This is a genomic window from Nocardia terpenica, from assembly GCF_013186535.1.
GTDB classification, from domain to species: domain Bacteria; phylum Actinomycetota; class Actinomycetes; order Mycobacteriales; family Mycobacteriaceae; genus Nocardia; species Nocardia terpenica.
On the sequence record NZ_JABMCZ010000001.1, the window covers coordinates 2,154,567 to 2,167,482 of the forward strand.

The window sequence follows — 12,916 nt, forward strand, 5'->3', positions numbered from 1 at the left end:
GGTTACGGTGGCCCCAGGCGGCCTCCCGGCCCATATTCTGCTCGTTCACGCCATTGTGGTGCTCGCGCCGGTGACGTCGGTGTTGGCGATTGCGGCGGCGGTGTGGCCCGCCGCGCGCAGGCGGCTGGTCTGGCCGGTGCTGGTGCTCGCGGCCGTCGTCGCGATCACGACGCCGATCACCACCGATGCGGGGGAGTGGCTGGAGAAGCGGGTGGGGCGAAGCCCGCAGTTGCACAACCACACTCATCTCGGCGACACGTTCGTCTACTTCGCCGTCGCGCTGCTGGTGGTGGCCGTCCTGCTGGCGGTCGTGCACATGGTCGAGTCCCGGGGCCGCTCGCTGTCGCGGCTGCTGGTCGGCGCGGTCGCGGTGCTCACCATTGCCGCGAGCGTCGCGGCCACGGTGCAGGTGTACCGGATCGGCTAGTCCGGGGCCGGCGCGGCGTGGAGCGGGGTGGCCGCCCGGCCCGCCCGCACGAGTCATCGGGGCTGAGCCGCCACCGTCGTCATCGGGCACTGCCACCTCGGGCGCAGCGGCGGGCGGGCATGCGGATCCCGCTGCGCCGCCGCGTCGAGGAGTCGGCGGATATCGCCGTCGGTGGCGAACGCGCATCGCCGGTGCGGGCGATCGGGTTCGGGCCGAGGAGGTTTCGAGTCCTCGAGACAGACGACATTGTCGACCAGCTCACCCAGGCGGGCGGCCGCGCGCGGCGAGACGGTGGGCGCGATCGCGACGACCCGCACGGCTCCCCGCGCGTACGCGGTGCGCGCCACGGCGGCCACGGCCTCCGCGTCGACAATGCTGTCGGCGACGACGAGAACGGTTATGCCCGAGAGCGATTCGTGCGCCTCGAGCGTCGCGTCGAGCGAAATACCCAGCGAGACGGCGATTCCGTAGGCCAGCGGCACCCCGCCGCCCGGCAATGCCACGATCCGCACGTCCTCCCCGCGGAACGCCCACAGCCGATCGAGGAGCAGGCGACTGACCTGGCATCTGTCAACGGTACCCATGAACAACCTCCGACGGTCGGCGTCACGTCCCTGGAATGCCGATACTACACGACGTAGTTGTTTATGGGGTCGTATCCAATGCCACTGCGACGCAGGTTACTTCGCGGTGCGATAGATCCAGGGGCGGGCGAGCCGGTCCCGGGCCCGGAAGTTCTCGATCAGGTCCGCCGACAGCAGGGTTTCGCCGACGGTGTCCAGACCCTCGAGCAGGAGCCGCCGACCGCGTTCGTCCACGGCGAAGTGGTGAACGGGGCCGTGCGCGGCCCCGACCCGGCAGCGCTCGAGGTCCACCTCCACCGCGCTCACCTGTTGGTCGTCGAAGATCTCCGTCGTGAGCTCGGCGTGCTCGGCGGGTGAAAGGGCCAGCGGGAGAAGGCCGTTGCGATAGCAGTTGGCCTCGAAGATCGCGCCGAAGCTCGGCGCGATCACGGCGCGGAAACCGGACTGCCGCAGCGCCCACACCGCGGTCTCCCGGGAACTGCCGCAGCCGAAGTTGGCCCCGGCGACCAGCACACACGCCCGCCGATACGGCTCCCGGTTCAGGACGAAGTCCGCGATCTCGCGGCCCTGCGCATCGAAACGCCAATTCGCGAACAGCGCCTTGGCATAACCGCTCTTGGACAGCGCGGTCATGCGCACGCGCGACGGCGCGATGGCGTCGGTATCGATATTGGCGCGAAGCAGCGGCGCGGCGATACCCCGCACCACGGTCAACGGATCCCCGGTCACGACAACACCTCCCGGGCGTCGGCGATGCGTCCCGCGAGCGCCGACGCGGCGACGGTCGCGGGGCTGGCGAGATGGGTGCGGACGCCCGGCCCCTGGCGTCCCTCGAAATTCCGGTTGGTCGAGCTGATCGTGCGCGCGCCCGCGGCGAATCCCTCGCCCCCGGCGAAAAAGCAGAAACCGCACCCGGATTCACGCCATTCGAACCCGGCGTCGAGGAAGATCCGGTCCAGGCCCTCCCGTTCGGCGGCCCGCCGGACCGCGCTCGATCCCGGAATGCAGATCGCCCGCACCCCATCGGATACCTTGCGCCCCTGCACGATTCGCGCCGCGGCGCGCAGGTCGTCGAGCCTGGCATTGGTGCACGAGCCGAGGAAGGCCACCTGCACCGGCAGATCCCGCATCCGCTGCCCGGCAGACAGATCCATGTACTCCAGCCCGCGCCGCGCCGCCGCCGGGTCGGCGAGATCGTCCGGATGCGGCACCCGCCCGTCCACACCCACCGCGAACTGGGGGCTGGTACCCCAGGTCACCTGCGGCGCCAAGGTGTCGACGCCGAGGGTGACCGTGCGGTCGTAGCGCGCGTCGTCGTCGCTGCGCAGCGCGCGCCACGCCGCCGCGGCCCGCTCCCACGACCGCCCGGTGGGCGCGTAGGGGCGACCGCGCACATAGCGCAGCACCGTCTCGTCGGGGGCGACCGTGCCGGTCCAGGCCGCGCACTCGACGGCCATGTTGCACAACGTCATTCGCCCCTCCACGCTCATCTCCGAGATCGCGGTACCGGCGAACTCGATGGCGTGCCCGCGCCCGCCCGCCGCGCCGATGCGCGCGATCAGGGCGAGAATCAGGTCCTTGGCGTATACGCCGTCCGCGAGACGGCCCTCGAAGCGGACGAGCATCGTGGGCGGGCGGCGCACCGCCAGGGTCTGGGTGCTCAGCGCGTGTTCCATCTCGGTGACCCCGACGCCCCACGCCAGGCCGCCCACGCCGCCGAGGGTGCAGGTGTGGCTGTCGGCGCAGACCATCGTCGCCCCGGGCAGCGCGATCCCCAGTTCGGGGAAGACCACGTGCGAGATGCCCTGCGCGGGATCGCCGATGTCGAACAGGGTGATGCCGCGCGCGTGGGCCTCGTCGCGGAAGCCGCGGATGAACATCTCGCCCGACGGGATCGGGGTCGCGTCGCCGCGGCCCGGCCGGGTGTCGACGACGTGGTCCATCGTCCCGAACGCGAGGCCGCTGTCGTAGAGCTGCCTGCCCTGCTCGCGCAGGCCGCGCAGGGCGAGCGCGCCGCTGCGCTCGTGCAACAGCACGCGGTCGATGTGCAGCAGCGCGGTGCCGTCGCCGAGTTCGGTGATCACGTGCTGGTCCCAGATCTTGTCGAGAACGGATCGGTTCATCTGCTCACCGCCGCAGGTAGAGGTCTTCGAGCCGCTCGATCTCGCGCATGCCCATCAGGTCGTGGACCTCGCGGAACGGCACGGTCAGCTCGGCCAGGTTCCAGGTGCCGCCGTCGGCGACCACGCGGGCCAGGGCGGTGCGCATGCCGTGCAGGGCCGACATCAGCAGCACGCCGGGCAGGCTCACCCGCGCCACACCCAGGTCCTGCAATTCGCGGAAGGTCAAGTGCTGCGGGGACTTTCCGCCCTCGACGATATTGATGGCGACCGGGCCGTCGATCCCGTCGACCGCGCTGCGGATCAGCTCGCGCGAGGTCATGCCGTCGACGAAGACCATGGTGGCCCCGGCCTCCAGGTAGGCGTTGCCGCGCCGGACGACGCCGTCGATGCCCTCGACCGCCAGCGCGTCGGTGCGGGCATTGATCACGAAGTCCGGGTCTCGCCGGGCCTGGGTGGCCGCCCGCACCTTGCCCACGGCCTCGTCGAGATCGATGAGCTGTTTGCCGTCGAGGTGCCCACATCGCTTGGGCGCCACCTGATCTTCGAGATTGATCCCCGCGGCACCGGCCCGTTCGAACGCCCGGACCGTGTAGTGCACATTGACCGCATTGCCGAATCCGGTGTCGGCGTCGCCCATGACCGGGACGCGCACGGCGCGCGCGATCCGCTCGGTGACGCCGACCATATCGGTCATGGACAGGAACGAGTAGTCCGGGTAGCCCAGGTGGGTGGCCGAAATGCCCAGGCCGGTGCATTGGATCGCCGGAAAGCCCGCCTGCTCGGCGAGTTTGGCGCTGAGCGGGTCGAACGCCCCCGGCATGACGAGAAGTTCGGGGCCGAGGATGAGCTCCTTCAGCCGTGCGGCCGGGCTGTCGGTCGGCATTGATCTCTCCTTGATCGAGTGCGGATGGTATGCCATCGTGCGCTCCATCCGGCAAAGATGTCAACGAGTGCCTTGAAAATCCCTCGAATGGCATGCCATATTGGGTCGACGGGCGGAATGCCGCGACTCGGGAGAGCGGAGGCCGGATGTCTAGAGTGAGCCCATGACAGGTTCGACCACGACGCAATCGGTGACCGAGCAGCTGCGGGCGAAGGTGCTCGACGGCGAGCTCGCGTCCGGCAGCCGCCTACAGGAGCGCAATCTCGCGCAGCTGCTGTCGGTCTCGCGCACCCCGGTGCGCGATTCGCTGCAGGTGCTGGCGGGCGAGGGCCTGCTCGACTACTCCCCGCACAGCGGCTACGTCGTGCGCGAGTTCGACCTGACCGACGTCCTGCACGCCTTCGACATGCGAATCGCGCTGGAGGGCATGGCATGTCGCGCCCTCGCGGGCAAACCCGAACGCGCGCGGACCCTCCCGCTGCTACACGCCAACCTCGACCGCGCCACCGACACGGTGGACCGCGGCGAATGGTCCCCCGACCGTCAGGGCCGCTGGCTGGAACTGAACCTGGAATTCCACAACATCATCCTGGCGGCCGCCGGAAACCCGTATCTGGTCCGCGGCGTGGAACAGGCCCGCCGCGCCCCCCTGATCTACGACGCCAGGCACCGCCGAGACGGCGATATAGGCCACTGGTTCACCCACGACGAGGTCCGCCAGGCCCTCGCCGACCACCGCCGCATAGCCGACGCCCTCACCGACGGCCCCCCCGATCGCGCGGAATTCCTCATGCGCGAACACATCTACACCAACCGCGAGCAGATCCGCCGCCACGGAAATCGTACTGGGGAGTGATGCGGCGGGCAGACGACGGCTGGCACGCTGGAGTGGTCGTTGTGGTTCGAAAGACAGGAGAACGACGTGGGGTTGATCAGCAGACTTCGGGGGCGTAGGTCGTGGCGCGAGGAGCGCGCCCGGACCGAGGCGTACGAGCGGGCGATCCGGGCGGGAGCTTCGCAGCCGCAGGCCGCCGCCGCGGCCGAGGAGGCCGCGCGGCGAGCACGGCGGCGTCGGCGGGTGCTGCGCGCCGGTGCCGTCAGCGGCGGGTAGTTCCCGGAGTTTCCGAGCGGAGTCGATGTCCTCGCCGAGGACGTCGATTTCCGCTGTCCCGGATCACGGTGCCTCGCAACCGCATCGACCGACGGCCGCCTCCTCGGTGACCGGCGTCACGCGGCCGTACGGCAGGGAGCCGCGGGTCAGCGCGATGAACACCACCGTCACCGCCACCGCAGCGAGGGCCGCCTCGACGATCTGGAACACCTCGAAATCGGCCCCGCGCGGCATCTCCACGACCGCGACGATCACCGAGAACACCACCGCCGGAACGCGGAACGCCGACGTCGCCGCCCCGGCGGCCAGCGGCACGATCGCCCAGAGCAGATACCACGGCTGCACCACCGGCGACAGCAGCACGACCGCACCCAGCGATACCCCGAGGGCCGCGATCGGGTGCAGCCGCCCGGTCCAGGTGGCGATCAGCATGCGCAATCCGATGAACCCGGCCGCGACCAGGGCGACGGGGCGGGTGATGCTCAGCAGCGCGTCGGTGTGATCGCCCAATCCCAGCAGGACGCCGCCGAATCCGGTGACGATGCCGACGGCGGTGGGCAGCGACATCCAGCTGCGGACGACCCGGGCGGTGTCGAGGGTGTGGACCCAGCCGAAACCCAGCCCGCTACCCCAGCACACCAGCACGATGGTGGCCCCGGCCACCACCCCGAAGCCCGCCGCCACGATCAGCAGCGGCAGCGGACGCCTGCCCCAGCGCCGGGCCAGCGCGGCGCCGACGAAACCCAGCGCGACAATGGCGGGGAACTTGATCATCGACGCCAGGGCGATCACCACCACGCCGCCCATCAGCAGCGCCCATGCCCGCCGATCCATCCGTCCCGCACCGATATTCGTCGGGAGGGCGCGCAGGCAGATCTCCAGGCCGATCAGCATGAGCCCCAGCATCAGGGTCTCGTTGTGCACCCCGGCGATCAGATGGAACAGCACCAGCGGATTGGCCGCGCCCAGCCACAGCGCCGCGACCGGCGACACCCCGGCGCGCCGGGCCAGCCGCGGCAGCGCCCACACCACGAGCATCAGCCCGCCGAGCTCGAGTGCCCGATGCGACCAGACGCCGAGCAGGATGCTGTCGCCGGTGATCGTCGCGATTCCGCGGCCGATCCACAGGAACAGCGGCTCATAGGGTGCGGCCGTGAGGCGCCAGATATTGGGCACATTGTCGGTGAGCACATTGTCCAGCCCCAGCCCGGTCGCCGGGCCCACCACGTAGGGATCCATTCCGCGCTGGGCGATTTCGCTCTGCGCCAGATAGGAATACACGTCGTTGGAGAACATCGGTGGCGCCGCCGCCAGCGGCGCCACCCACAGCAGCAGGGTCCGGTCGAGCTGGGAGCGGGTGATTCGGCCGGTGGCGCCGATCGTGAACCGGCCCAGCAGCAGCCACGCCAGCACCACCGCGACCATGCCGATCATGCACATGGCCAGCATCGCCGTCGGCACCCGCGCGAACAGCCCCGCCACCCGAATCCCCGACACGGGATTCTGATGCACCGGCTGCGCCCCGACGCCCAGCGCGCTGATCGCCATCACCACGGCGCCGGTCGTCCCGAGCAGGCGAATCCGGCGGAGCCGCAGGCCGATCACTCGGCAGCTGGGCTCTATTCCGCTGTGCCACATCCTCCGCCAGGCCCACACTTCACCGAGCCTAGCCACGCGGCCGAATCACGGTCGGCCGCAGCGCGGATCACTCCGCGGCGGGTTGGGCCTCGGGCTCCTCGGCGAGCCGATTCGGTTGCGCGAGAGCCATTTCGGCGGCCTGGTCGAGGGTGCGCGAGGCCCACTCCACCAGGCTGGCCTCCGACCGCGCGGCGGCCAGGGCCCACCGCTGCATCTGCTCGGCGCGCGCCCGCACGCCCGGCACCAGCTCCCGGTCCGAACCCCGGGTGACCGGTCGCGCACGATGGCCACGCACCCGCTCCCGTAACTTGTTGCGGGACCACTGATGTTCGGTCGCGAGGTCGAGCCAGCGGTCCTGCTCGGCGTCGCCCAGCGAGGCCACCTCCGCGTGATGCTGGAAACTCAGTTCGCGTCGTCTGCGCTCCGGCACGAACCGGCGGCACACCCACGCGTAGTTGCGCAGGGTCTGATAATCCAGGCCCACCGCCTCCACCGCCACGCGATAGCGGTCGGCGTAGGACTTCTCGCCGTAGACCAGCCAATCGCCCAGACACCAGGTCGACGAGCTGGAGATGTGGGCGAGCTTGCGTCCGGCGCGTTCCCACTGGGCGTAGGCCATGCGGTTCGGGAAGAGCAGTCCTACCTGTGTAACAAGGATGGCTTTGGGATCTGCCAGTTGAGAGTGAGTCACCTGTGCGCTACCTCCGTAACAGCCGTTCGTTCATGAGGATTGCTGGTTCGACGTGCGCGGCGGCGCCGGGCAGACCTCGAGGAGCTCGAGGCCGAGCGCCTCGAATTCGGCGAGCACGCCGTACAGCGCCGCCTGGTCGGCCAACTCACCCGTCAGCACGGTGTCCCCACCGACCGTCTCGAACTCGAGGGCGGGGAATGCGCAGCGGAGGGTCTCGCCCAGGCGGCCCCGAACCCGGATCCGGTAATTCCGCGGATACGGATCACGGTGGCTACTGGTGGTCATGCCTACCTCGCATTCGGCGGTGGTGCGCCCACCGGCACCACCGAGCATCGCCCGCGATCGGGTGAATCGTCCATCACCCGATCCGGGTGATCTTCGATTCTCACACCGCCGCAGCGTGTTTCGAGATGAGCATCTGCTCAGCGCCGACCGGTGGCGGGCGCGAGCAAACCGAGGGCGCGGGCGTGCCCGACCGCCTCGGAGCGGCGATGGACACCGAGTTTGGTGTACAGATTGCGCAGATGGGTCTTGACGGTATTGGGGGAGACCGACAGCTCGCGGGCGATCTCCGGCGCCGACAGATGCGTGGGCAGATAGCGCAGGATGCGAATCTCGCTGTCGCTCAACGTCTCCTGCGGCTCCGGTTCGGCGGGCCGGGGGTCGTGGCCGGTGAGCAGGCTCTGGATCTCGGCGACCAGCGCGGGGTGGCCGGTGCGGTGGCGGGCCCGGCGCGCGAGCAGGTCGGGCACCGGATGCAGCAGGAACCACAGCAGTTCCCCGTCGGGTTCGGCCGAGTCGAGCGCGCGCTCCACCGCCGCCTCGGCGGCCTCGAGATTGCCCAGGGCTTCCTGGGCGATCGCCTCCAGCAGAAATCCCTGGGCCAGCCGCCGCGCCCAGCGCACCGGAACCGAGCCGTCGAGCACGGGGGCCAGCGTGACCCGCGCGGCCAGCGGTTCGCCCTCGGCGAGCTGTATTGCCGCCTGCACCAGGCGCATTCCGCCGCTGGCGCGCTCCTGCGCGTCGACGGCCGCGTAGGTCGCCGCGGCGGCGTCGATCCGGCCCATGCGCAGATAGGTCAGCACCTTGAAGGCCTGCACGACGACGGCGCGCGGATGCGGCTGGGGGAGCTGCGCGATGACCCGCTCGGCGGCCTCGAAGGCGGCCACCGCATCGGCGCAGCGGCCGTGCGCCAGCTGGAGAATGCCCTGGAAGATCTCGATTGCCATGCCCACCGGCGGCTGCACCTCCGAGTACAGCGTGCGCTCGGCGCGCTGGAGCCAGCGCTCGGCGTCGGCCAGCCGTCCCTGCCACACGGCCACCGCACCCAGTGCCGCGTAGGCGATCCCGGCGGCCGGGTGGACGGTCCAGCCGTGCGTGCGGGCCAATTCCAGGGCCGCCCGGCCGGATTCGATCGCCAGCGGGAGCGAGTCGAACATCTGGGTTATCGACTGGTAGGCCCGGCCGATGAATTCGAGGTAGGGCCGCCCGATCCGATGAGCCAGCGCGGTGCCCTGCTCGAGATGCCGTGTCGCGTCGTCGAATCGCGCGATCGAGAACTCGGTGCTGCCGAGGCTGACCAGGGCCATTGCCCGCAGGTCCGCGTCGAGCCCGGGCAGCGCCGCGTCCGGCGCCTTGGCCACCACCTGGAGTTGGCGCGTCGCCTCGAGCGCCGCGGGCAGGTCCCACTGGCGCCGGGCCAGCAGCAGCCGGATGATCGCGAGGATCAGCTGTGCGTGGGCCTGCCGCTCGGGCGGCGCCGAGGCCGCCGCGCGTTCGGCGAGGGCCAGGTAGCGGCCCTCGGCGGGCGCGGGCGCCCCCGGCATCTGGCAGGCCGCGGCCAGCATCGTGAGTTCCGGGTCCGCCGCGACGATCTCGCCGGGGAAACCGCCGAGAAGCTCTCGGATGACGGTCTTCTGACCGTCCATCAGCAGGCTGGGCCAGCGATCGGTGAACAGGCGGGCGGCCGCGGCCCAATCCTGCGCGGCCTGCGCGTGCCGGATCGCCTCCATCGGAAATCCCTGCTCGGCAAGCCATCCGGCGGCGGCCCGGTGCAGCCCGACCACCTCGTCGGGAGCGACGCGCCGCAGCTTCAGTTGCAGCAGATCGGCGAACATCTGGTGGTAGCGGAACCACGAGCGAGCCCCGTCGAGTGAGGTCACGAAGGCGTTGGCCTGCTCGAGGTCTTGCAGCACCCGCTCTCCGCCGCGGCCGCCGGTGAGCAGGTCGGCCAGTTCGCCGTTGACCCGCTCCAGGATCGAGGTGCGCAGCAGCAGCCGACGCACCGGTTCGCTCTGCTGCTCGAGCACCTCGGCCAGCAGATACTCGGCCACCGTCCGCTCGCTGCCGGAGAATTCGGCCGCGAATCGGGCCGGATCCGGGTGACCGGTCAACGACAATGCCGCCAGGCGCAATCCGGCCGCCCAGCCCTCCGTCCGCTCGTAGAGGGCGCTGAGCGCGGGCTCGGGTAATCGCACCTGCGCGAGTTCGAGGAGTTCGCGGGTCTGTTCGAGCGTGAATCGCAGGTCGGCCGGGCGGATTTCGTCGAGCCCGCCCTCCACCCGCAGCCGATGCAGGCCCAGCCGCAGGTCGTGGCGGGTGGCCAGGACGAACCGCAGATCGGTGGGGGCCCGCATCACCAGCAGCTCCAGCTGGCGCTGCGCCTCGGCGGAACCCAGCTCGTGCACGTCGTCGATCACCAGCCACAGCCGCTGCCGCAGCGGCGCGAGGTCGGCGAGCAGCCGCTCCGCCAGCGCCCAGCCGTCCGGCTCCGGCGCCGCCGAAACGGCCCGCACCAGTTCCGATCCCGCGCTCGTCCGGCGCAGCGCGTCGCAGACCGACCGCCAGAAGCGTTGCGGGTCACGCTCATCGCGTCGCACCGGCACCCAGGCGGCGCGGTCGGTCAGCTCCGACGCGGCGATCCACGACCGCAGCAGGACCGTCTTGCCGCTGCCCGCGGGGGCGGACACCATGGTCACTCGCGCGGCCCCGAGGCGCTCGAACAATTCCGGGCGCAGGACCAGACTGGCGCCGTCGGAGCGTGCAGCATCGCCGGGTCTCACACCTTGGATCATTGCACAGCGGCTCGCCGCGACGCGCCTGTCGCGGCGCCGACTAGTCGAATCATGGCTCGGCGCAACGATACCGGGCGACCGGTGGGCTGAACCGATGGTCGGGCGCGCGGGGAATCACCCCGACGGGGCGATGCCCGCTCACCCCGGCGCGGGGGATTGTCGATATCGGTCCGAGTGGCCGCCGGGCAACGACGCCCGGCAGCGAGTCGCCGCCGATGCCGACTCCGCGGCCGGATCGGACGACCCGATGCCCGGCGCGCAGACCCGCCCCTGTCGATCGCGCCGGGCTCGGTGCACGGGGCTCGCCGATCAGGATTCGGGTGATTGCAGCGCGGCGACCACCTTCTTGGCGGCGGCGCTGAAGCGGCCGAGGGTCACCCCCGGCGCGCTGGTCACGATCAGCAGCAGCGCCGTGCTGACGGGGAAGACGCCGACGCAGCCGCGATCGCCTTCGACCAGCATGGATTGCAGTCGGCCGTGGGCGGCCAGATTGGTGAAGTGATCGCCGATCCCGGCCGCCGCCGCGCCGAGCGCCGAGCCGTGGATGGCGACCTCCTCGTCGCCGTTCGCGTCGGCCGCGATGATCAGGCCGTCCCGGCTGGCGATCATCGCGTGCTGGATGTCGCCGACGAGGGCGCAGGCGCGGGCGAGCAGATCCTTGACGACCGTCGGGTCGCTCAGCCGGATTTCCTGCCGCTGTAAGTGGTTGCTCATACACTGACCGCCTGCTCCAGGCGGCGCAATTGATGCCGGGCGAGCGCGAGATTCGCCCGCGACCGGTCGAGCACGAAATACAGGAACAGCTTGCCGGAGTCGGCCCGGGCGCCCGGCGTGCGGTTCTCCAGCGGCCTGATGATGTGGTACTGGCCGCCGAGGGTGATGAGAATGTCCTCGATCGCATCGTCGAGTTGCAGTGCCTCGATGGCCCGCATCTTCGCCCGCACCACCTCGGTATTCACCGCCCCCGCGACCTCGAGGTCGAGCAGCGCGTTCCCGCCCTGCTTTCCGAGCACCATGCCGCTGTCGTAATCGACCAGCGCGATTCCCACCGCACCATCGACCGACATCCCGGCCCGCAGCGCTTCGTCCAGATCCATGCAGAATTCCCCAATTCCTGGTCACTCGTGATCCCGGCGTGCTCACCCGCCCTTGATCCCGGCGTGCTTTTGGCCGGGATCTATTGCAGCAGGCCAAATTCCGGCCACAAGCACGCCGGAATGACGAGGAGAAACCGTCGACTACCTGCTCAGGACAGATTACTATCTACGTGCGTAGATAGTAATACCACGGGTGTGGCCCGGCCGCAAGACTTTCCGACAGGAATCTTCGCTGAATCTTTGCCGGGACGCTCACCGAGTGCGCCGAGCCGGTGTGAGATCGGCGGCGGGCCAGCCGGTTCGACCCCCGGATGCATCGTTGAGGCTGGCTAATTGTCGATGTAGCAGGTCGGTGTTGCTCTTGTGCCCGGCGTGACGCGACGATGGTCGTGGAAATCAGCGGAGAAGTTCGATGAGGGGTGCGAATTTCTCCAGATTGGATTCCAACACCGTGAAGTAGTTGAAGCCGTAGCGTTCCCGGCGTTCGCGCAGGGAATCTGCCATCTGCGCGGGAGTGCCGGTCAGGAGGGTGGGGACTTGATCGAGCTCATCGGTGGCGTCGGGAGAAATGTAGCCGCGCAGTTCGGCGGAGACGCCCGCGGATTCGCCCGGCGCCACCAGGCGCTGGATCAGCAGATTGAATTCGACGGTGTCGGCGCGGTCGCCGAGCAGGCCCCGCACGTAGCGCACCCGCTGCGCGGTCTCGGTGGCGCCTGCCAGCCGCAGGGTGCCGTCGTTCGAGGTGCTCGCCCCGACGAACGCGACGATGTCGGCGTGTTCGGCGGCCAGCCGTAGCACCCGATCGCCCCAGCCCGCGATCAGCAGCGGCGGTCCCGAGGGCCGGGCGGGCCGCGGTCGGTAGCCGGGATCGGCGAAATGCCGCCGCAGCGTCGCGACCGTCTCGGCGAGCATGTCGACGCGTTCACCCGCACTCGGAAACCGCATCCCGATCGCATCGAACTCACCCTGCACATAACCGGCCCCGAGGCCGAGTTCGACTCGCCCGTCGGTGAATTGGTCCAGCGTCGCCACATCCCGCGCCAGCAGGCCGGAATTGAAGAACGGGGCATTGAGCACGTAGGTGCCCACCCGCACCCGCTCGGTCACCTCCGCGGCGAGCATGAGGGCCGGAAACGGAGCGGGCAGGCCGATATGATCCGGTACCCCGATCACGTCGTAACCGAGTTCTTCGGCCTTACGGCATTTCTCGACCCACGTCGTCCTGGACGCGGAACTCAGGTTCACACCGAAACGGAAGGGCTGCGTCATACCCCAGGTTCTACCATGG

The 12,916-nt window shown here is 70.1% G+C and carries 14 protein-coding genes; 3 read left to right on the top strand and 11 right to left on the bottom strand.

Annotation, left to right across the window (positions count from 1 at the left end; all coding sequences use genetic code 11):
- Nucleotides 1-70 precede the first annotated feature (70 nt).
- Complete coding sequence (locus tag HPY32_RS09965) at nucleotides 71-427, top strand: hypothetical protein (protein ID WP_331713299.1); 357 nt, start codon at nucleotides 71-73, stop codon at nucleotides 425-427.
- A 53-nt stretch (nucleotides 428-480) separates the two neighbouring features.
- Here HPY32_RS09965 and HPY32_RS09970 read toward each other — a convergent pair whose 3' ends face one another.
- From HPY32_RS09970 to HPY32_RS09985, 4 genes are all read right to left on the bottom strand, one after another.
- Nucleotides 481-1,011, bottom strand: coding sequence for a hypothetical protein (locus HPY32_RS09970; protein WP_156674581.1), 531 nt, complete (start codon nucleotides 1,009-1,011; stop codon nucleotides 481-483).
- Nucleotides 1,012-1,107: 96 nt separating this feature from the next.
- Entirely contained in the window at nucleotides 1,108-1,740 is a 633-nt protein-coding gene (gene leuD, locus HPY32_RS09975) for a 3-isopropylmalate dehydratase small subunit (RefSeq protein ID WP_067590943.1), read from the bottom strand.
- A complete protein-coding gene (locus tag HPY32_RS09980; protein WP_067590940.1) occupies nucleotides 1,737-3,134 on the bottom strand; it encodes a 3-isopropylmalate dehydratase large subunit in 1,398 nt (465 codons plus the stop codon). Before HPY32_RS09980 ends, leuD begins: the two co-directional genes overlap by 4 nt.
- 4 nt (nucleotides 3,135-3,138) lie before the next feature.
- Nucleotides 3,139-4,017: an isocitrate lyase/PEP mutase family protein gene (locus tag HPY32_RS09985; protein WP_067596038.1), complete on the bottom strand. Its 879-nt coding sequence runs from the start codon at nucleotides 4,015-4,017 to the stop codon at nucleotides 3,139-3,141.
- A 163-nt stretch (nucleotides 4,018-4,180) separates the two neighbouring features.
- Between HPY32_RS09985 and HPY32_RS09990 the strand changes: the two genes are divergently transcribed.
- Together HPY32_RS09990 and HPY32_RS09995 are read left to right on the top strand one after the other, a co-directional pair.
- Nucleotides 4,181-4,873 (top strand): GntR family transcriptional regulator, encoded by a 693-nt coding sequence (locus tag HPY32_RS09990; RefSeq protein WP_082871574.1) that lies wholly within the window; start codon nucleotides 4,181-4,183, stop codon nucleotides 4,871-4,873.
- Between the two features lie 66 nt (nucleotides 4,874-4,939).
- Nucleotides 4,940-5,128, top strand: a complete 189-nt coding sequence (locus HPY32_RS09995; RefSeq protein WP_067590935.1) for a hypothetical protein — start codon at nucleotides 4,940-4,942, stop codon at nucleotides 5,126-5,128.
- A gap of 63 nt (nucleotides 5,129-5,191) precedes the next feature.
- Here HPY32_RS09995 and mptB read toward each other — a convergent pair whose 3' ends face one another.
- The 7 genes from mptB to HPY32_RS10030 all read right to left on the bottom strand — a co-directional run bounded on the left by mptB (nucleotide 5,192) and on the right by HPY32_RS10030 (nucleotide 12,897).
- Complete coding sequence (gene mptB, locus HPY32_RS10000; protein WP_067590932.1) at nucleotides 5,192-6,733, bottom strand: polyprenol phosphomannose-dependent alpha 1,6 mannosyltransferase MptB; 1,542 nt, start codon at nucleotides 6,731-6,733, stop codon at nucleotides 5,192-5,194.
- 100 nt (nucleotides 6,734-6,833) lie between these two features.
- Nucleotides 6,834-7,457 carry an LmbU family transcriptional regulator gene (locus HPY32_RS10005; protein WP_216675902.1) on the bottom strand — a complete coding sequence of 208 codons (624 nt, stop codon included), beginning with the start codon at nucleotides 7,455-7,457 and terminating at the stop codon, nucleotides 6,834-6,836.
- Nucleotides 7,458-7,487: 30 nt separating this feature from the next.
- The gene (locus HPY32_RS10010) at nucleotides 7,488-7,742 is read right to left on the bottom strand and encodes a DUF8691 family protein (RefSeq protein ID WP_067596037.1); all 255 of its coding nucleotides are present in this window, start codon (nucleotides 7,740-7,742) and stop codon (nucleotides 7,488-7,490) included.
- A 137-nt stretch (nucleotides 7,743-7,879) separates the two neighbouring features.
- Nucleotides 7,880-10,519 carry a helix-turn-helix transcriptional regulator gene (locus HPY32_RS46115; protein ID WP_269456518.1) on the bottom strand — a complete coding sequence of 880 codons (2,640 nt, stop codon included), beginning with the start codon at nucleotides 10,517-10,519 and terminating at the stop codon, nucleotides 7,880-7,882.
- A 321-nt stretch (nucleotides 10,520-10,840) separates the two neighbouring features.
- Entirely contained in the window at nucleotides 10,841-11,245 is a 405-nt protein-coding gene (locus HPY32_RS10020) for a roadblock/LC7 domain-containing protein (protein WP_067590923.1), read from the bottom strand.
- On the bottom strand, nucleotides 11,242-11,628 hold the full coding sequence (locus HPY32_RS10025; protein WP_067590920.1) for a hypothetical protein: 387 nt from the start codon (nucleotides 11,626-11,628) through the stop codon (nucleotides 11,242-11,244). The genes HPY32_RS10020 and HPY32_RS10025 overlap by 4 nt, the downstream gene beginning before the upstream one ends.
- Nucleotides 11,629-12,024: 396 nt before the next feature.
- Entirely contained in the window at nucleotides 12,025-12,897 is an 873-nt protein-coding gene (locus HPY32_RS10030) for an LLM class F420-dependent oxidoreductase (protein ID WP_067590917.1), read from the bottom strand.
- Between the last annotated feature and the right edge of the window lie 19 nt (nucleotides 12,898-12,916).